This is a genomic window from Kribbella sp. NPDC054772, from assembly GCF_053611945.1.
Map to the genome: position 1 here is coordinate 1 of NZ_JBSHBJ010000016.1, position 18,682 is coordinate 18,682.

Consider the following 18,682-nt stretch of genomic DNA (forward strand, 5'->3'; position numbering starts at 1 on the left):
CCGCGCACCCCCCGCCGTGTGTGGGCCCGGCCCCTGCGCGGGGGGGGTGCGGAGTTGAAACGCGGTCCCGCACCCCACGAATGGAGGGGCCGGCCCCTCAAACGATTAGCCCAGTCCGCCCCGCGGGCCCCGCTCCGCGCCGCCCTTCCCCGCGCGGCCCCCGGCCCGCGCCGCCTCCACGTTCGCGCAGCCTCGTCCCTGTCACGGCGGGAACGTTTGAGGGGGCGGCCCCTCAGGTGGTGGGATGCGGACGCAAAATTCGGCTCCGCACCCCATCGTGTAAGGGGCCGGCCCCTCAAACAGGGGGAGGGTTGAGCGCCGGCGCCTTACATGGGTGGGGAGGAGAGGTGGGTGGCGCAGCGTGGTTTGGTGCGGATCGGGGGATCGGTGATGACAGGATGGGGCGGGTGACCGACGAACGGATTGTGGGGACGCCGCACGGGGAGGCCCGGATCGTGGCGCACCGGGCCCGCCGGCCGGTGGCGACGCTGGCTCTCGGTCATGGGGCCGGTGCCGGGATCGAGTCGGGTGACCTGGCCGCGCTGGCGGCGCGGTTGCCGAAGCAGGACATCAACGTGTTCCTGATCGAGCAGCCCTGGCGGCGCGCCGGCCGCAAGCTCGCGCCTGCGCCGAAGGTGCTCGACGAGGCCTGGATCTCGATCATCGGGCAGCTCCGGGTGCGTACGCCGCTGGTGATCGGTGGCCGCAGCGCCGGCGCCCGGGTGGCCTGCCGAACCGCGGGCGGCCTGGGAGCTTCCGGCGTACTGGCGATGGCTTTTCCGCTGCACGCTCCGGGGAAACCGGAGAAGTCGCGGGTCGACGAACTGCAGGCTGCGGGGCTGCCGACGCTGGTGGTGCAGGGGGAGCGGGACCCGTTCGGGACGCCCGAGGAGTTCCCGCCGCTCACCGAGATGGCGGTGGTGCCGGATGCCGACCATTCCTTCAAGGTTCCGAAGCGGGCCGAGCTCGATCAGCAGGAGACCTACGACCTGCTGATCGAAGCGGTGTTCGAATGGGTGATCCGCGAGGTGTCCGGATAACGACCGGCCGAACGGCGGGAATGCCCCCGCGACCGGGCGTGTTGTGACGAACATGATGGCGACGAGAGTGGCTCCGGAGCGGAGTACTGGGAAGTCACCGGTATTCTCGATCACGATGCCGACTCCCACCACGACCGAGACACCCGAGCAGCGCACCGCGCGGTTCGAGCGCGAAGCCCTGCCGTTCCTGGACCAGATGTACGCCGCGGCGATGCGGATGACCCGTAATCCGTCAGACGCCGAAGACCTGGTGCAGGACACGTTCGCGAAGGCGTACAGCTCCTTCCACCAGTTCACGCCGGGCACCAACCTGAAGGCGTGGCTGTACCGGATCCTGACGAACACGTTCATCAACGGATACCGCAAGCGGCAGCGTCAGCCGACGCAGTCACCGACCGAGGAGATCGAGGACTGGCAGCTCACCGCCGCCGAGTCGCACACTCCCGGCGGGCTGAAGTCGGCCGAAGCGGTCGCGCTGGAGCACCTGCCGGACTCCGACATCAAGTCCGCCCTGCAGGCCATCCCGGAGGACTTCCGGCTGGCCGTGTACCTGGCGGATGTCGAGGGTTTCGCATACAAGGAGATCGCCGAGATCATGGGCACTCCGGTCGGGACCGTGATGTCACGGTTGCACCGCGGCCGGCGCCAGCTCCGTGACCTGCTCGGCGACTACGCCCGGGACCGTGGCCTGATCCCCGCCTCGGACGAGAGTACGGACGCGGCGACGTCGGACGCCGACGCGACCGCGCAGAAGGAGGAGTCGTGAGCTGCGGCGAGCCCCACGACGTCGACTGCGGAGAGATCCTGCAGCGGGTGTACGTCTTCATCGACAACGAACTCGAGGACGCGAGTACCGACGAGATCCGGCAGCACCTCGAGGAGTGCGCCCCCTGCCTGGACGAATACGACCTGGAACGCTGCGTCAAAAAGCTGGTCCACCGCTCCTGTGGCTCCGACCACGCCCCCGACGCCCTCCGCCAGAAAATCCTCCTCCGCCTCACCCAAATCCAGGGAGAAACAACCATCACCACCACGGATTGAATTCACATCCGATCAGATGGAGTGTGTGGTGAAGGTGTAGCTGTGGAGTTCACCGCGCCGGAGTTTCTCCAGGAGTTCCAGGGCGCGGGCCTCATGAACTACTGACGCTTTGTGGAGAAGTGCAATAGCGGTCTCGAGGTGTGCGGCCGCGGCGTCGTGCTCGCCGCGCACAGCCTCGATCATTGCGAGCTCCTCGTAGAAACGTCCTTCGCGGCCGTTGTCGCGTGACGATCGCGCCATCGGGAGCCCGGCCTCGATGTGACGGATCGCCGTCTCGTAATCGCCCTGGGCGGCGTGCGCCATCACCAGTAGGTGGTGGCTCTCGCTCTGGAAGGTCGCGTCACCTGTCGGCTCTGCGACCCGCAGGCCGTCCTGTCCCATCCGCACGGCATCGTGAAACCGCCCGGCTTGCAGATGCGCGAAGCCCGCGTTCAGGTACCGCTTGAAGGCGGAGTACGTGTCGCCCGAGCGCGTGGCCAGCGCAATGCCCTGGCTGAAGACCTCGTCCGCTCGCTTGAAGTCACCCGCCCGGTCGTAGAGGCCGCCGAGGGCTGTGAGGGCCACTCCCTCCAACGTCGGGTCGCCGATCGCTCGGCTCAGGCGGAGCGCCTCCTCTCCGTACACCAAGGCGTCGTCGATCCTTCCGAGCAGGCCGAGCAAGTACGCGAGAGACGAGCAGCACCGCGCCTGGCCACCGAGGTCACCGATCGCGCGGAAGCTTGCGAGCGCCTCGACGATCCAGTCGGTCGCAGTGACAGCGTCACCGTTCTCTGCCAGGGGAATCGCTTTGTCGTGTTGGAGCCAGGCTGCTTCTTGATTCAGGCCGTGAAACTCCGCGAGTTCGATCGCGCCTTCGCTCAGCTCCCGCATTTCCTGCCAGCGGCGCCGCGATTCGTGGTACCCGAAATAGGCGAGTGCGAGCTCGGGAAACAATGTCGACCTGGCCAGATTCGAGCGCTGCGCCTGGCGGAAGCGATCCATCAGGTTGCGCTGCTCCGCGTCCAGCCAGCGCAACGCCGCGTCACGGTTGCGGAACGCCGGGACACGCGCGTCGTGAACGGTTGCCAACGGCAGCCTTGCGCTGGACGAGTGCGTGAGCCGCTGGCCGGCCCAACCCGCGGCGATGTAGAACTGGAGGCCTCGGGCAAGCACTTGATCGCGCTCGGCAGCGGTCATCGTCTGGTCGGCGATCTCCCGCCCGTAGGCGCGGATCAGGTCGTGCAGCCGATAGCGCGCCGGGGCGACGGAATCCAGCAGGTTCAGGTCGACGAGCCGCTCCAGGATCGCATCCGCCTGCCGCAGCGGAACGTCGAGCAGCGCAGCAGTGACCGCGGTCAGCAGGTCCGATCCGTCGGGAATGCTCAGCAACGGCAGGGCTCGTGCGGCCCGGCGGTCGAGCTCGCGGTCGCTCGCTTCCAGGAAACGCACCGAACTGGCGATGCTCGCACGGACGCCGGTCTCGTCGGAACCGAGGCTGTCGAGCCGCCGTTCCTCGTCCTGCAACAGATCCACGAAGTGCTGGATCGGCCAGGTCGGCCGGGTCGCGAGCCGCCCACCGATCAGGCGGACCGCGAGCGGCAGCCGACCCGAGAAGGTTGCCAGTACCTCGGCTGCGGCGGGCTCAGCAGCTACCCGCGTCGAGCCGATGACTTCGGTGAGGAGTTCGAGCGACTCGTTCGCCGACAACGCGTCGAGGCGGATCTGGCGGGCACCCGCCAGATCGACCAGCGATCCGCGGCTGGTGACGATCGCCGCGGAACCGGCCTTGCCGGGGAGCAGCGGCAGCACCTGCGCGGTGTCGGCGGCATTGTCGAGGACCAGCAGGACCCGGCGGCCGGCCAGCTGGGATCGCAGCAGGGCAGTGGATTCCGCGACATCCTCGGGGATCAGTTGGACGTCGACACCGAGGGACCGGAGCAGGTGCCGCTGCGCGTCGGCCGTGCTCATCGGGTCGCCCGGACCGTACCCGCGCAGGTTCAGGTAGAGATGCCCGTCGGGATAGCTGGCGGCGAGGCTGTGCGCGGCCTGGACAGCCAGGGTGGTCTTGCCGATGCCGCCCATTCCGGTGATGGCGACCAGGCCCACCGTGGTGCTGTCGATCCCCGGCAGGATCCTCAGAACAGTAAGTATCGCGTCCATCTGGGCACTGCGGCCGGTGAAGTCCGGCGCAGCGGGCGGAAGCTGCCATGGCATCGGATACCTCTCCGCAGAGGGCTGTGCATCCCTCGTTCGCCCGGTAGCGTTGGAAGGTTGGCCCTTGCCGCGGGCAACAGTGAGGAACTGTTCTGCTTCCTGCATTGTGAGATCAAGCGCTTTTGTGAGTGAACGAATGGTGTCCATTCGTGGCCGGCTGCGCGTGCCGCGTTCGAGCACGCTGATCGCCTGCTCGCTGAGCCCGGCCTTCTCGGCCAGAGCGGCCTGGGTGAGCCCGGCCCGGGTGCGGAAGGTACGGAGAAGATCACCCAGCGTTGCCCTGGACAACTCGGTCACCCTCCTCGCTCTTCGGATCCCACGCTGGATTCGGTCAGTACCGGAAAACTTCCGGGCCCAACTCTAGAGCGATCCGCCGACTGCTGGTCGTCGTTATCCACAGCAGGGCAGGGGAAGTGCTGCGAAAGAAGGTGTCGAGGCCCACAGTGATGCCTCTCCAACGACTGTTTGAAAGATAGCATTCGGTGCGCGGTTGAAGACTCTCCGAATACAGACCTCTGATAAAACTGGTCCGCTGTAAAGCTGTGACCAAATCGCAAAGACCCCGGATTTCTCCGGGGTCCTCGCTGTCAGTAGCCGCCTGGGTTCAGGCGTTCGGGCGCTTGCCGTGGTTTGCGCCCTTCTTCTTGCGTGCGCGGCGCTTGCGGCCGGTCTTGCCCATTTCTAAGCCTCCTTGAAACAACTGCAAAGAGTCACAGTCTCTCATACCATGCCCGATTGCTCATGTCCGCTGGCGGGTCACGGTTGGGCTTACAGTGTTTCGGCGCGACACGCTTGAGCAAAATTCAGACGAGTCAGCAGTGCGCTGTCTGCCCCCCTGGACTCACCGGAATCGGGAGCCCAAGACACTACGCCGCTGATCGGAGGTGACTTATCATGACTGCAGCCAACTGGGAGTGGTGAACTCTGACCTGAAGGCGTGAGATGACCAAGACGTTGCACCGATCGGCGCTACGCCTCCTGGTGACGATGGTTGCCGTCGTTGCTCTCGCCGTCTGGATCTACGCTCTGCGTCAACAGACCGACTATTCAACGGTCGTTCAACTGTGCGTGGTCGTGCTGGCAGCAAGTACCCTTCGTTTTCCCCATGGTCCGGCGCGCGGCGCAACGTTGGCGTCGATCGTGACCATGTCGGTCTATGTCATCAGCGGCCCGGCGGCTGCGGTCGTGGTCGCCGGTGTGGGTGGCCTGATGCAACCGCGCGACGTTCCGTTGATGAAGCGCGTCCACAACACATCGCAACGCATCCTGTCCGCCGGCGGCGGCGCCCTAGCGTACTTCCTCCTCGACGGCCCGGTTGGCGAGGCTGTCTTCGCTCATCCGTTTCACGCCATCCTCGGTGTGACCGTGGCCGGTGTCGTGCATCAGTTCGTCAACGCCGTGCTGATGTGCCTGGTGCTCAGCCTCGAACGCGGAATCACGGTGGTGATCTCCTTCTTCCGGGAGGTCGTCGCGCCAACTGCCTTGCCGATGCTCGGCTACGGATTGCTCGGCGTCCTGATGGCCGTGGTCTGGCTGGGCGGTCTCGGGATCCTTGCCGGCCTGCTGGTGATGGTGCCGCTGGTGGTGGCGCGGTGGGCGCTGACCCAGGACGAAGCCGAACGCGCGGCCCAGGCGGCCGCGATGCGGGCGTTCATCGAAGTCATCGAGACGAAGGATCTCTACACCCGCGGCCACTCGGAGCGAGTCAGCCAGGGCGTCGGTCTGTTGGGGCGCTACCTGCAACTGGCTGCCGATCGACAGCAGGCCCTGGAACACGCGGGCCTGCTCCATGATGTGGGGAAGGTCGGAGTGCCGACGAGCATCATCCGCAAGCCGGGCCGCCTCGACGACTCGGAGATGGACGCCATCCGGCTGCACCCGGCGCGCGGCGTCGAACTCATCGGGAACATCCCGTTCCTGGAGGAGGTCAAGTCCGCGGTCCTGCACCACCACGAGAAGTACGACGGAACCGGCTACCCGGCCGGTCTGAGCGGCACCAACATCCCGTACTTCGCCAGGATGATCGGGATCGTGGACGCCTTCGACTCCTTGACCTCGACGCGGTCGTACCGGCCGGCGCGGAGTGTGGAGGAGACCCTCGCGATCCTCGAGCAGGATCGCCTGACGCATTTCGATCCGGAGCTCGTCGACGCCTTCGTGCACGTCATCCGAACTCGTGGCTGGGTGGCCGCTGCCGAGCGGCAGCCGGCGCCGGACAGCAACGTCGACGCGACGATCGACCATGACGACCTGAGCCTCGGCAGTGGCGGCGGCGCGTCCGGTTCGGCGGCGGGGCCGACATGAGCACAGCCATCGGGTCGGGCAGCGACTCACGCGGGCTCGGAAGCGGTGTCGTGATCATCGGGGCCGGTACGGTCCTGGGCCTTGTCGCTCTGCTTCTGACCCTTCGGAGCGGTGTCACGAACTGGCCGTTCGTGGCTGCCTTCGGGTTGCTGATCGCGGTTGGCGAGATGGTGCAGTTCAAGGTCGATCGAAGCCGTAACCGGGCGCCGATCGCGACCAGCGCGGCTCTCGCCTACGCGACGCTTCGGGGGAACGGTCTCGACCTGGCCCCGGACGTCACACAGGTGATGGCGGTGACCTGGATAGCGACCTTGACCGGGCTGGTGCCGCGCGCGATCGCGGGCATGTCGGCCGACCTGGTGGTCGCCAACCGGCGGTTCATCTCGGTGGCCTGTGCCGCCGTGGTGTTCGCGGCTGTCGTTCCTGACGATCTCAACTGGGATCACTCCTGGACACACGCCATCCTGTTGCTCCTGGCGATGATCCTCGCGGTGCTGAGCGCCGGTGTGATCGACGCCCTGGTCGGCGCGGGACAGGCCACGGAACGCCTCAGCGTGCCGTTCCCGGCCGCGCTCCGCGATGAACTGGTGATCATGGGGCAGATCGGTATGGCCATGGCTCTCGGAGGCGTTCTGCTGTCCGCCGGGGCATCGTTGATCGGACTGTGGGCCGTGCCGCTCGTGGTGGTGCCGCTGTTGCTGACGCAGTTCGCGTTCCGTCGCTTCGCGTCTGCGCAGCGAACGTATCGGGCCACCGTCCGCTCGATGGCTCGGAGTACCGAGATCGCCGGCTTCAGCAGTCCCGGGCAGAACGTGCGTACGGCGACTCTCGCGGTGGCGATCGGGCATGATCTCGGGCTGACGCCTAATCGGATGGAGGCGTTGGAGTATGCCGCTTTGTTGTCGGGGGTGGGGCAGTTGGCGTTGGCGGATCCCAGTCCGGGTGGGGCCTCGTTGTTGCGGACTCGGGAGGAGCGGCAGCGGGCGGCGGAGATCGGGGCTTCGGTGATCGAGCGGTCGGGGGTGCTGGACCATGTCGCGGAGATCGTTCGGCACTCCAATGATCCGTATCGGCAGGGGCGGGCGAACAACTCCGATATCCCGGTGGAGAGTGGGATCGTGAACGTTGCCCTGGCCTACGAACAGCTGGTGGGTGAAGGGTCGGGGCAGTCGCCGGACAAGGCGATGGAGTCGATCGGGCTGGGGATCGGCGCGGAGTACGACCCGGTCGTGGTGGAGTCACTCCGCCGGATCGTCGGCCGCGGCTTCCGCTTCTGACGGTTCCTGGTCGGAGAGCTCGCGACTGGCTCTGGGGGAGAGGGACAGGAGGGCCGGTGTGCCCGCGCAGGGCTCTAAGGCGTCCCAGACGGGAGCTGTGGGGCTCGGGACCCGGCCGGAGGCGCCCATGCCGGCGTACAGCAGGAGGCCGGCGCCCGCTGCGATCAGGACGTCGCCAGGGCTGACCGCCTGACCCAGACCGGGCAGAGCGACGGGTACGACGTCCCCGAGCCACCGGAGCCTGGTCGCAGCGTCGGCGATCTCGTGGCGAGGGTCGGTGACCGTCGCGTCGCCGACCCCGGCGCGCGTCAACGCCTGCAGGGAGACCGGCATCGCGCCGTTCAGCGCCACGACGATCGCGTTGCTGAAGAACCCCAGCGCGAGCAGACCGACGCCGGGATGCCGGAGGTTCATCCGTAGGAACACACCGATGCAGACCGCCGAGCCGATCAGTCCGACCGGGTACGCCGTACCTCCGAAGAGCGATCCGAGCAGTTGCCCGATCGCGGCCGCGGCCAGCCAGTGCACGCCGCTCAGCGTGTTGTCGGCGAGGTGCCCGAAGCGGCCGCCGGTCGCGAGTGCCGTCCCGGCGGCGAGCACCATGACGAGGAGGACCAGCAGCACGGGTGAGATTCTGCCGAATCAGGAGCCCGAAACCGGGCAAGCTCATCCCGTAGCGTGTCGACTTAACCGCAAAAAGTGACGGCGGCCCGGATGTTCCGGACCGCCGCCACCCTAAAGCTGCCACCCACGACTCAGGACTTGGCGGTCGCCGCCCCGCCCTCGTCGAGGATCTCCGGCAGGTCCTCGACCCCGGGGTCACCACGGTCCGCGGTGTAGTCCGTCGGGTGCGTGGTGTCCTGACCGTCCGGCACCTTGAGCGCCCGCAGCACGACCGTGCACACGACCACGACCAGCACGTTCAGCACGAACGCCGTCAGGGCGATGTACGCCGGTGTGTTGGTGCCCGGGATGTTCGCCAGCGATCCACCGAAGTGCTTCTTGGTCGCCGGGTTCACCACGTTGTACGCCGAGACGGTGCCGAACACCATCGCGACGGCCCAACCGATCAGCAGCGCGTACCGGTGGAACCAGCGCGTGTACAGACCGACCACGATCGCCGGGAACGTCTGCAGGATCCAGATACCACCGAGCAGCTGCAGGTTCAGCGCGATCGTCTTGTCCATCCCGAGCACGAACACCAGCGCGCCGACCTTCACCAGGAGGGACGCGAGCTTGGACACCTTGGCTTCTTCGGCCGGCGTCGCGGACGGCTTGATGAACGCGCGGTAGATGTTGCGGGTGAACAGGTTGGCGGCCGCGATCGACATGATCGCCGCCGGCACCAGCGCGCCGACCGCGATCGCCGCGAACGCGATCCCGGCGAACCAGGACGGGAACTCCTGGTCGAACAGCCGCGGGATCGCCAGCTGCGGGTTCGCCAGGCCGTCCAGGCCCTTCACGTTGACGTTCGCCTTGATCGCCATGAAGCCGAGCAGGGCGAGCAGACCGAGCAGCAGTGAGTAGGCCGGGAGGATCGCCGCGTTCCGCCGTACGACGTTGCGGGTCTTCGTCGACAGGACGGCGGTCACCGAGTGCGGGTACATGAACAGTGCCATCGCGGAGCCCAGCCCCAGCGTCCAGTACGACACGTAGCCGGCGTCGCCCGGGATGAACGACCCGGTCGGCTTGCCGGTCACCGGGTTCGGCTTGGCCATCTTCTCCTGCGCCGCGTTGAAGATCCCGTCCCAGCCGCCGAGCACGTGCGGCAGGTAGAAGATCGCGACCAGGATCACGACGTAGATCAGGAAGTCCTTGACGAACGCGATCATCGCCGGAGCCCGCAGACCCGACGAGTAGGTGTACGCCGCGAGCACCGCGAACGCGATCAGCAGCGGCAGGTCCTTGGCCAGCGTGTTGTTGCCGCCGAGGCCCATGGTCTCGAAGACCGCCTGCATACCGACCAGCTGCAGCGCGATGTACGGCATCAGGGCCAGGATGCCGGTCAGCGCCACCGCCAACGAGAGCAGCTTGCTGCCGTACCGCCCGTGCACGAAGTCGGCCGGCGTCACGTACCCGTGCCGGTGCGAGACCGACCACAACCGGGCCATGAAGATGAACACGATCGGATAGGCGACGATCGTGTAAGGGACCGCGAAGAAGCCGCTGATGGCACCGGTCGCGTACATCGCGGCGGGCACCGCGATGAAGGTGTACGCCGTGTAGAGGTCGCCACCGAGCAGGAACCAGGTGATGAACGTGCCGAACCCACGACCGCCCAGACCCCACTCGTCGAGGTTGTCGAGACTGCCGTTGCTCCGCCAGCGGGCCGCCATGAAGCCCATCGCGGTGACACCGGCGAAGATCACCACGACGATGATCAACTGCACCCAGTCGACCTTGGTGTTCACTGGCCGTCCTCCTTCTCGGGGTCACCCAGTCCCTGGGCCGCGCGGCGCTTGCGCTCCTCGGCGCGCACCAGGCGGTAACTGATACTGACCAGGACCGCGGACAGGAACACCCAGAGCAGCTGGTACCAGTAGAAGAACGGGAAGCCCCACAGATGCGGGTCTTTCTTGGCGTACGTCGGAACCAGCAGCGGTACGACGACCGCAGCGATCAGGAGCACACCGGAGATCCAGTACGCGGGTTTCACCGCGGACAATCGGGACACTGCAAACCTCCTCGGGACACAGCAGGCGCAACGGAGCACGCTACCGTTCGTCCGGACAAGCGACCAGACCTTCAGGATTGATCATGGATAACGAACGCGCATGGTTCGTACGGCGCGTCGTGCTGTCCGTGTTGTTCCTCGTCATCGTTGCCGTGCCGCTGTATCCGGAACTGTTCGGTCTGGATGAGGTGACGCCGTTCACGCAGCTCGCCGCCTTCCGTCCCCAGGGCCTCGTCGTGGTCCTGGTGCTGGCGCTGCTGATGCTGATCCGGCGCGGCTGGCGGATCGCCGCGACGATGGTCGCCGTCCTCGCACTGGTCGGTACGGCGCTCACCATGCCGCGCCAGTTCTCGCACGCGCGGCCCGCGCCGGCCGGGTCGAGGGTGCTGACCATCATGGTCGCCAACGTGCTCGGCGGCGGGGCGCGCGCCGCGGACGTCGCGCAGGTGATCCGGGACCGCAGGCCGGACCTGGTTTCGTTGCCTGAGGCACAGGTCGACGTACGGGAGGAGATCCGGGCGCAGCTGCAGGACCAGCAGTACAAGGGGTTCACGGTGCAGTCGAGCGAGGCGGCGCCGAGTGCGACGAGTGTGCTGGTGTCGGCGGCACTCGGCGACGTGTCGTTCGCGTCCGAGCCCGGGACGACGTTCGGGAACATCGTCGTGACCGGTGGGAACCTCGGCGCGATCCGGCTGATCGCGTACCACGGCTACCCGCCGCTGCCGGACGCGGTCACCACCTGGAAGCACGACCTGCAGAAGGTACGGCAGTGGTGCACGCAGGACCCGCCGACGGTGATCGCGGGCGACTTCAACGCGACCGTCGACCACGCGGACTTCCGGCACGCGCTCGGCGGTTACTGCCGCAGCGTCGGCCCGTCCGTCGGCGATGGACTGCAAGGCACCTGGCCGGCCGACCAGCCGGTGATCCTGCGGACGCAGATCGACCACGTGGTCGTCTCGCGCCGGTTCGAGCCTGGGCGGTTCACGACGTACCCGATCCAGGGGACCGACCATCGGGCCGTCGTGGCGACGGTCGCGCTGCTTGCTTAGGAGGTCGTGGTGGCCGGGCGGTAGATGTACGGCTGTGAGGCCTGGACCGCTTCGGTGAGCATCAGCAGCAGGTCTGCGCGGGCCTCGATCGGGCGGCCGAAGAGCTCGTCGTCGCCGGGGATCGGGAAACCCTTCACGCCGATCGCGAGCTGGCTGAGCAGGACGTGCAGTACGCCGCGGGCGTTGAACACCGAGGGCGACGGCCACTCCGGCAGCGTCTCGTGCATCAACGGCTGCTGGCCGGCGGTCGCCGCGATCGGCTTCAGCCAGCGCTCGAGCTCGTCGCTGCTGAGCATGTTCCGGTGCAGGATCGTCATCACGGCGTGGGCGACGCGGTCGTGTTCCTCGTGCACCCAGCGGTACGGCGTGTCCTTGACGATCCGGTCCGCGAGGACGTCGAGCAGTGCGCGCAGCACCCCGGCGTCGCAGTGCCGGGATCTGGCCAGTGCTCCGATCGCGTCCGCTCCGTGCGCCACCGCGTGCGCCCATCCGCATTCGCCGACGTATCCGCGCAGGTCGCGTTCGCGCAGCAGCCAGGTCGCCAGCCGGTCGCCCCACCGCATCACGACCTCGTCGTGCACCAGGAACTCGGCGTTGTCGCGGTGGATCACCTCCGCCAGCGTCAGCGCGGTGAACGAGCGACGGAAGACCGTGTCCGTACCGTCCTCACCGAGACCGTAGTTCAGCCCGGCGCACAGACCGTCGCCGAAGCCCGGCAGCAGGTCGTCGTACACCCCGCGCTCCAGCCAGGTGGCGAGCGTCGGGTAGGCGAGCGCGTCCCGGACCTGCGGGTTGGTGCTGGCGAGCCCACGGACGAGCTCCTCGGTGAGTTCGGTCAGCGTACGGTCGTGCGGTACCGCGTAGTCCGCGGCCATCACGTCCTGCCAGTACGTCGACTCCACCCGAGGCATCCTTTCACGTCGTCCGGGACCACCTGCTGGTCCCCTGCGTGCTGCGCGGCACCAGGCGGCGCATCTCGCTGCACCGGTGCAAAGGTCACGATGCTCCGCATCGAGCCCTTCGCCCCGGCACACCGAGCTACACCGCCTGGCACCTGCTCGCGACTGCAGCGGACCAGCAGGTGGTCCCTGCTCAATCAACACCTTCAGGCACCCACTTGTCGAGCGGACCACCGGGGTGGGTGGTACAAGCTCGTCGGTAGCATCAGGGGGTGCCGTCTTTGACCGATGTGGCGCGCAACCACACCACGCTCGACCAGGCCGACCTGGACCGCTTGCAACTGCTCGTCTCGGACTGGCAGATGCTGGCCGATCTGTCGTTCGCCGACCTCGTCCTCTGGCTCCCCGACACCGAGGGACTGGGGTTCTGGGCCGGTGCGCAGATGCGGCCGACGACCGGACCGACGGCGTACATGGACGATATCGTCGGCAGCTTCATCCCGCGCGGCCGCCGGCACCTGCTGGACCAGGCCTACGACGGCGGCCGGATCTGCCGCGAGGGCGACCCGGAGTGGCGCGACGACGTCCCCGTCCGGGTCGAGACGATCCCGGTACGCCGGGGTTCCCGCGTGATCGCGGTGATCGCGCGGAACACCAACCTGCTCGGGGTCCGGACCCCGTCCCGGCTGGAGATCGCGTACCTGCAGAGTGCGACCGACCTGGCCCGGATGATCACCGACGGCATCTTCCCGTACGGCGGGGAGCGCCTGCTGTCCACCACTCCACGGGTCGGTGACGGCTGCATCCGGGTCGATCGGCACGGAATGGTGACGTTCGCGAGCCCCAATGCGTTGTCGGCGTACCGGCGAATGGGACTGGTGACCGATCTGGTCGGCAGCCGGCTGAAGGACATCACCGCCGACCTGCTGCATTCCGGACACAAGGTCGACGACGTGCTCGCGTCGGTGGTGACCGGGCGGGCCGCCCAGGAGATCGAGATCGAGAACTCCGACGCCACGCTGTTCCTGCGGGCGATCCCGCTGCGCGCGGACGGCGCCCACGTCGGCGCACTGATCCTGCTCCGCGACGTCACGGAGCTGCGCAGCCGGGAGCGGGAGCTGGTCACCAAAGAGGCGACCATCCGGGAGATTCATCATCGCGTCAAGAACAACTTGCAGACGGTCGCCGCGTTACTCCGGATGCAGGCCCGAAGGATCACGGTCGGCGAAGGACAGGCCGCGCTGGCCGAAGCGGTCCGGCGGGTCGGGTCGATCGCGATCGTGCACGAGACGCTGTCGGAGTCGTTCGACGAGCACGTGGACTTCGACGACGTGGCGGACCGGGTGAGCGCGATGGTCGCGGACGTGTCGACGGTCGCGACGTCGGTGGAGACGCGGCGCAGCGGGACGTTCGGCGTACTGGACTCCGAAGTCGCCACTCCGCTCGCGATGGTGCTGACCGAGCTGATGCAGAACTCGGTGGAGCACGCGTTCAGCACCCGCGACGGCGGGGAGGCCAGCGGCACGATCGAACTGATCGCCGAGCGGTCGGTCGGTCGGCTGCACATCGACGTCCTCGACGACGGCAAGGGACTGCCGACGAACTTCGACACCGAACTGTCCGGGAACCTGGGCCTGTCGATCGTCCGCACCCTCGTGATCGGGGAACTGGACGGCACCCTGGCCTTCGGCAATCGTCACGACGGCCGCCCCGGCACCCAGGTCACGCTCGACATCCCGGTCAAAGACTGACGAATCAGTCACCTCGGGAACGCCCGAATGAATGTCAGCGACTTGCTACACACTGTGTCCACCCGGTCCGTACCTCCCCTACGATGACCTCACAGTTCCCCGACCAAGAAGGCTTTGCCGATGGCGACCTCAGACGCTCCGGATCCCACTCCGAGCTTCGACACTTCCCAACCGACCATCGCTCGCGTCTACGACGCTCTGCTCGGCGGTAAGGACAACTTTGCCGCCGACCGCGAAGGGGCGGCGATGTACCTGCAGTACGTGCCGGATGCCGGCCGCTGCGCGATCGAGAACCGTGAGGCCCTGGTGAAGGGCGTGCACTACCTCGCCCGCGCGGCGGGGATCGACCAGTTCCTCGACATCGGCAGCGGTCTGCCGACGCAGAAGAACACCCACGAGGCGGCGCAGGAGGTCAATCCGAACGCGCGGGTGGTGTACGTCGACATCGACCCGATCGTGCTCGCGCACGGCCAGGCGCTGCTGGCCACCAACGACAGCACCATCGTGGTCACCGCCGACCTGCGCGAACCGCAGTCGATCCTCGACAACGAGGAGATCAAGCAGCACCTGGACTTCAGCCGTCCGATCGCGCTGATGATCGTCGGCATCCACATGCACTTCCACGACGACGAGAAGCCGGACGAGTGGGTCCGCACCCTGATGGATGCGCTGCCCGCCGGCAGCTACCTGTTCATCACCGACTTCGTCGACACCGGTGAGCCGCTCCAGAAGAACATGGAGCGCGCCGGCCTGGAGAGCCTCGGCAACGGCTGGATCCGGACCCCGGAGCGGATCGAGCAGCACTTCCTCGGACTGCCGCTGGTACCTCCGGGCCAGGACTTCCTCGCCCGCTGGTTCCCGGAGGAGCCTGACGCCGACGTTCCGGACGCGGAGGAGCTGCAGCCCTGGCAGCGGATCCTGATGGCTGGGATCGCCAAGAAGGCGTGAACGACTCGCTGCGCCGTGCGTGCGCGTACCGCTACGGCACAACGCGCGCGCACGGTGTGGTGAGATGCTCCAAGCCGGTGGGAGGTAGGTGTGACCGAGTCGGGCGCGCAGAGCGGGCCGACCGCGCTGCGCATCATCCTCGGAGCGCATCTCCGCCGGATGCGGGAGGCCGCCGGTTTCAGCCGGTCGGAGGCAGGCTGGGAGATCCGCTCCTCGGAGTCCAAGGTCAGCCGGATGGAGCTCGGCCGGGTCGGCTTCAAGGAACGTGACGTCAACGACCTGCTCTCGTTCTACGGCCTGGACGACGCCGAAGAACGGGAGCGCTTGCTCGCCCTCGCTCGCGAGGCGAACAACCCCGGCTGGTGGCACCGGTACGGCGACGTGCTGCCGAGCTGGTTCCACTCGTACCTGGATCTCGAGTCCGCTGCCTCCATGATCCGTACCTACGAGCTGCAGTTCGTCCCAGGGCTGCTGCAGACGGAGGAGTACATCCGCGCCACCGTCCAGCTCGGTCGGGGCGTGGTTCCCGCCAACGAGGTCGACCGGCGGGTCGCGCTCCGCGTCGGTCGGCAGGCCGTTCTGACCAACCCCGACCCGGCGCGGCTCTGGGCCGTGCTCGACGAGTCGGCGCTGCGCCGGCCGATCGGTGGCGAGAAAGCGCTCGTGCGGCAGATCGAGCATCTGATCGACATGACGCAGCTGCCTCATGTCACGCTGCAGGTGATGCCGTTCACGATCAGCAGCAATTCCGGGTCCGCGGGTGCGTACAGCATCCTTCGGTTCGCGGAGCAGGATCTGCGGGACATCGTGTACATCGAGCATCTGACCAGCGCGCTCTACCTGGACAAGGTCGAGGACCTCGATCAGTACACGGAGACGATGGAAACCCTCTGTGTCGCGGCGCCGAAGCCGAACAAGACCCGTGACTTCCTGGCCGGCATCCTCAGGACCATGGGCGCTGCTCCGCGCTCCTTCGCCGTTCCGGCGGTCGACGCGCCGCTGCCGTCGGCTCCCGCGCGCTGAGCGGGCAAGCGCAGCGGGGAAACACAAAGGCCCCGCGGACAGTCCGCGGGGCCTCGAGAGGACTTGCTCAGGCGGTACGAATGCGCTGGCGGGCGTTGCGGCGCTTGAGAGCGCGGCGCTCGTCCTCGCTCAGGCCGCCCCAGACACCGTGGTCCTGGCCGGCTTCCAGTGCCCAGGCGAGGCACTGCTCACGCACGTCGCAGCGACGGCACACCTGCTTGGCCTCCTCGATCTGCATGATCGCGGGCCCGGTGTTGCCGATGGGGAAGAACAGTTCCGGGTCCTCGTCGAGGCATACGGCCCGGTGGCGCCAATCCATGGCGGATCCCATCTCTCTCAGTAGTTGACGTATGCTGCCGGGTAGGTCTGTGCCCGATCAGCGGTGTTGTACTCGTGGTTCGTTTCGCACGGCGGGGGTGCTGGCGTGCGAACTGCGGATCTCAACACTTCTGTGGTCTTCTGTGGCCAGTGTTGTGAACGCGTTCACGAACGACTCCATGTTCCCAATCTCAGTCTTGTGAAACAAGGGTTCTGGAGTTGTCGATCAGATCACAACACTTCCTTAACACTCCGAACCGGCACTCAGCGGTTCTCTTTATCCGGTTATCGGACGAGGAGATCCATCTGCGAGCACCCGTTCACTGCAGGTAACCGTTCCAACTGCCCTTTGGTTACGCACAACCTCAAAACCCTGTGGGGCCGGGGCTACCGCGCACCGCATCGGGTGCGCACAGGTCCGACGTACCCGAAAGGCCCCGGGACCATGTGGCACTAAGCTGGCGAAGTGCCGACCGACTCCCCAGTTGCCGCAGTCCCGAGACCGCTCAAGCTAGCCGCGGCAGTGGTCGCTGTGGAAGGGCTCGCGCTCATCGTTCTGGGAATTGCCGAAGCCTTCACCATTCACGGCTCCCGGCTGGTGCTCGGCCTGACCACGACCGGCTTCTTCGTCGTGTACGGCGCCGGCCTCGGTTTCGTTGCCCGCGGCCTGTCGAAGGCGGCGCGGTGGAGCCGTGGGCCGACGGTCTTCGCGCAGCTGATCCAGTTACTGGTCTCGTACAGTTTCTGGGGCGGATCGACCACGATCGTCGCCGTCGCGCTCGCGGTGCTGGCCGTCGCGGTGCTGATCTGCGTGTTCCAGAAGGCCTCCACCGAGGCCCTGGCCGATGGTGCGACCAACGATCACCCGGTGCTCTAGGCCGGTTTACTCCTTCAGCAGGCCCGTCCGGAGCTCGGTGAGCGTCCGGGCCAGCAGCCGGGAGACGTGCATCTGCGAGATCCCGATCTCCTCGGCGATCTGGGACTGCGTCATCCCGCGGAAGAACCGCAGCGTCAGGATCCGCTTCTCGCGGGTGTCGAGCTGTGCGAGCAAGGGTTTGAGCGACTCCCGGTACTCGACGCTCTCCAGCGCCTCGTCCTCGCCGCCGAGCCCGTCCAGGACCGTGGTGGCGTCGGTCTCGTTCTGGTCGGGAGCGTCCAGGGACAAGGTGTTGTACGCGTTCGCGGACTCCAGACCCTCGATCACCAGGTCCGGCGAGAGACCGAGTCGCTCGGACAGCTCGGCCACGGTCGGTGCCCGGCCGAGCTCCTGGGTCAGCTCGGCGGTCGCCGCGGTCAGTGACAACCGCAGCTCCTGCAGCCGCCGCGGCACCCGGATCGCCCAGCCCTTGTCCCGGAAGTAGCGCTTGATCTCGCCGAGGATCGTCGGCGTCGCGTACGTCGAGAACTCGACCCCGCGGTCGGAGTCGAACCGGTCGACCGCCTTGATCAGCCCGATCGTCGCGACCTGCACCAGGTCGTCGTACGGCTCGCCGCGGTTGCGGAACCGGCGGGCCAGGTGCTCCACCAGCGGCATGTGCAGCGCCACCAGGCCGTCCCGCGCCGCGGCGTAAGCCGGATCGCCCGGACCGGACGCCGCCGCCATCCCGCGAAACAGCTCGGCCGTACGCGTCCGCAGCTGATTGGACTCCTGGGCCTCGCCCAGGGTGGCCTCGTCGGTCACGCGGTTTCCGTCGCCGTGGCGGTTGCGGTCACGGTGATGGTCAGTCGGCCGTCGATGGTTTCGGCGGCGGCCGACTCCACGAGGGCGGTCAGCACCGTCCAGCCGAACGAGTCGGTGTCGGGCGTCCAGCCGTTCGGTACCACCGCGCTGGCCCGCACGGTCAGCTGCGGGGGAGCGATCTCGAAGACGCAGTCCAGCACGCCGTCCGAGGCCTCCGGCAGCAGCAGCGCGCACGCCTCGTCGACGGCGATCCGCAGATCGTCGATCGCGTCCAGGGTGAAGTCGTTGCGAGCCGCGAGATTGCCGACCACGGATCGGGGTACGGCGATGTACGCACTGTCCGCCGGAATACTCAGGCGGACCTCAGCGGCTCGTCCGGTACTGCTCACGTCATCTCCCTCGTATCGGCCCACCACGCCGACCATCATCCAACAGTACTTTTGGCCGCGCCTTCGGCACGGCGTGGTCATGGGGCTGTGAC

At 67.4% G+C, this 18,682-nt stretch carries 19 protein-coding genes; 10 read left to right on the plus strand and 9 right to left on the minus strand.

The window, feature by feature from the left end:
• Nucleotides 1–398 precede the first annotated feature (398 nt).
• The 3 genes from ACWGID_RS23805 (at nucleotide 399) to rsrA (ending at nucleotide 2,081) form a co-directional block, all read left to right on the plus strand.
• Nucleotides 399–1,040 carry an alpha/beta hydrolase family protein gene (locus ACWGID_RS23805; RefSeq protein WP_452199925.1) on the plus strand — a complete coding sequence of 214 codons (642 nt, stop codon included), beginning with the start codon at nucleotides 399–401 and terminating at the stop codon, nucleotides 1,038–1,040.
• 115 nt (nucleotides 1,041–1,155) lie between these two features.
• Nucleotides 1,156–1,806, plus strand: a complete 651-nt coding sequence (locus tag ACWGID_RS23810) for a sigma-70 family RNA polymerase sigma factor (RefSeq protein WP_452199927.1) — start codon at nucleotides 1,156–1,158, stop codon at nucleotides 1,804–1,806.
• Nucleotides 1,803–2,081, plus strand: a complete 279-nt coding sequence (gene rsrA, locus ACWGID_RS23815; RefSeq protein WP_452199929.1) for a mycothiol system anti-sigma-R factor — start codon at nucleotides 1,803–1,805, stop codon at nucleotides 2,079–2,081. The genes ACWGID_RS23810 and rsrA overlap by 4 nt, the downstream gene beginning before the upstream one ends.
• Nucleotides 2,082–2,093: 12 nt before the next feature.
• Here the strand turns inward: rsrA and ACWGID_RS23820 are convergent, their stop codons facing one another.
• Both ACWGID_RS23820 and ACWGID_RS23825 read right to left on the minus strand, forming a co-directional pair.
• Entirely contained in the window at nucleotides 2,094–4,571 is a 2,478-nt protein-coding gene (locus tag ACWGID_RS23820) for an NB-ARC domain-containing protein (protein WP_452199931.1), read from the minus strand.
• A gap of 307 nt (nucleotides 4,572–4,878) precedes the next feature.
• Nucleotides 4,879–4,953: a 50S ribosomal protein bL37 gene (locus ACWGID_RS23825; protein ID WP_369759046.1), complete on the minus strand. Its 75-nt coding sequence runs from the start codon at nucleotides 4,951–4,953 to the stop codon at nucleotides 4,879–4,881.
• Nucleotides 4,954–5,216: 263 nt separating this feature from the next.
• Here ACWGID_RS23825 and ACWGID_RS23830 point away from each other — a divergent pair, with 263 nt between their 5' ends.
• The gene (locus ACWGID_RS23830; protein ID WP_452199933.1) at nucleotides 5,217–6,578 is read left to right on the plus strand and encodes an HD-GYP domain-containing protein; all 1,362 of its coding nucleotides are present in this window, start codon (nucleotides 5,217–5,219) and stop codon (nucleotides 6,576–6,578) included.
• Complete coding sequence (locus ACWGID_RS23835) at nucleotides 6,575–7,855, plus strand: HD-GYP domain-containing protein (RefSeq protein WP_452199934.1); 1,281 nt, start codon at nucleotides 6,575–6,577, stop codon at nucleotides 7,853–7,855. Before ACWGID_RS23830 ends, ACWGID_RS23835 begins: the two co-directional genes overlap by 4 nt.
• Here the strand turns inward: ACWGID_RS23835 and ACWGID_RS23840 are convergent.
• The 3 genes from ACWGID_RS23840 to ACWGID_RS23850 all read right to left on the minus strand — a co-directional run bounded on the left by ACWGID_RS23840 (nucleotide 7,817) and on the right by ACWGID_RS23850 (nucleotide 10,529).
• Entirely contained in the window at nucleotides 7,817–8,479 is a 663-nt protein-coding gene (locus ACWGID_RS23840; RefSeq protein WP_452199936.1) for a DUF5317 domain-containing protein, read from the minus strand. The genes ACWGID_RS23835 and ACWGID_RS23840 overlap by 39 nt on opposite strands.
• A 131-nt stretch (nucleotides 8,480–8,610) precedes the next feature.
• Complete coding sequence (mctP, locus tag ACWGID_RS23845; RefSeq protein WP_452199938.1) at nucleotides 8,611–10,266, minus strand: monocarboxylate uptake permease MctP; 1,656 nt, start codon at nucleotides 10,264–10,266, stop codon at nucleotides 8,611–8,613.
• Nucleotides 10,263–10,529 carry a DUF3311 domain-containing protein gene (locus ACWGID_RS23850; protein WP_452199940.1) on the minus strand — a complete coding sequence of 89 codons (267 nt, stop codon included), beginning with the start codon at nucleotides 10,527–10,529 and terminating at the stop codon, nucleotides 10,263–10,265. The genes mctP and ACWGID_RS23850 overlap by 4 nt, the downstream gene beginning before the upstream one ends.
• An 83-nt stretch (nucleotides 10,530–10,612) precedes the next feature.
• Here ACWGID_RS23850 and ACWGID_RS23855 point away from each other — a divergent pair, with 83 nt between their 5' ends.
• Nucleotides 10,613–11,581, plus strand: a complete 969-nt coding sequence (locus ACWGID_RS23855; RefSeq protein WP_452199942.1) for an endonuclease/exonuclease/phosphatase family protein — start codon at nucleotides 10,613–10,615, stop codon at nucleotides 11,579–11,581.
• Here ACWGID_RS23855 and ACWGID_RS23860 read toward each other — a convergent pair.
• Nucleotides 11,578–12,483, minus strand: coding sequence for a DUF2785 domain-containing protein (locus ACWGID_RS23860; protein WP_452199944.1), 906 nt, complete (start codon nucleotides 12,481–12,483; stop codon nucleotides 11,578–11,580). The genes ACWGID_RS23855 and ACWGID_RS23860 overlap by 4 nt on opposite strands.
• A 269-nt stretch (nucleotides 12,484–12,752) precedes the next feature.
• Between ACWGID_RS23860 and ACWGID_RS23865 the strand changes: the two genes are divergently transcribed.
• The 3 genes from ACWGID_RS23865 to ACWGID_RS23875 all read left to right on the plus strand — a co-directional run bounded on the left by ACWGID_RS23865 (nucleotide 12,753) and on the right by ACWGID_RS23875 (nucleotide 16,202).
• On the plus strand, nucleotides 12,753–14,231 hold the full coding sequence (locus ACWGID_RS23865; RefSeq protein ID WP_452199946.1) for a sensor histidine kinase: 1,479 nt from the start codon (nucleotides 12,753–12,755) through the stop codon (nucleotides 14,229–14,231).
• A gap of 120 nt (nucleotides 14,232–14,351) precedes the next feature.
• On the plus strand, nucleotides 14,352–15,179 hold the full coding sequence (locus ACWGID_RS23870; RefSeq protein ID WP_452199948.1) for an SAM-dependent methyltransferase: 828 nt from the start codon (nucleotides 14,352–14,354) through the stop codon (nucleotides 15,177–15,179).
• Nucleotides 15,180–15,269: 90 nt separating this feature from the next.
• The gene (locus ACWGID_RS23875) at nucleotides 15,270–16,202 is read left to right on the plus strand and encodes a helix-turn-helix domain-containing protein (protein WP_452199950.1); all 933 of its coding nucleotides are present in this window, start codon (nucleotides 15,270–15,272) and stop codon (nucleotides 16,200–16,202) included.
• 67 nt (nucleotides 16,203–16,269) lie between these two features.
• Here ACWGID_RS23875 and ACWGID_RS23880 read toward each other — a convergent pair whose 3' ends face one another.
• Nucleotides 16,270–16,521 (minus strand): WhiB family transcriptional regulator, encoded by a 252-nt coding sequence (locus tag ACWGID_RS23880; RefSeq protein WP_130383822.1) that lies wholly within the window; start codon nucleotides 16,519–16,521, stop codon nucleotides 16,270–16,272.
• A gap of 465 nt (nucleotides 16,522–16,986) precedes the next feature.
• Here ACWGID_RS23880 and ACWGID_RS23885 point away from each other — a divergent pair, with 465 nt between their 5' ends.
• Nucleotides 16,987–17,397, plus strand: a complete 411-nt coding sequence (locus ACWGID_RS23885) for a hypothetical protein (protein ID WP_452199952.1) — start codon at nucleotides 16,987–16,989, stop codon at nucleotides 17,395–17,397.
• A 6-nt stretch (nucleotides 17,398–17,403) separates the two neighbouring features.
• Here the strand turns inward: ACWGID_RS23885 and ACWGID_RS23890 are convergent, their stop codons facing one another.
• Together ACWGID_RS23890 and ACWGID_RS23895 are read right to left on the minus strand one after the other, a co-directional pair.
• Nucleotides 17,404–18,201: an RNA polymerase sigma factor SigF gene (locus ACWGID_RS23890; RefSeq protein WP_452199954.1), complete on the minus strand. Its 798-nt coding sequence runs from the start codon at nucleotides 18,199–18,201 to the stop codon at nucleotides 17,404–17,406.
• On the minus strand, nucleotides 18,198–18,590 hold the full coding sequence (locus ACWGID_RS23895) for an ATP-binding protein (protein ID WP_452199956.1): 393 nt from the start codon (nucleotides 18,588–18,590) through the stop codon (nucleotides 18,198–18,200). The genes ACWGID_RS23890 and ACWGID_RS23895 overlap by 4 nt, the downstream gene beginning before the upstream one ends.
• Between the last annotated feature and the right edge of the window lie 92 nt (nucleotides 18,591–18,682).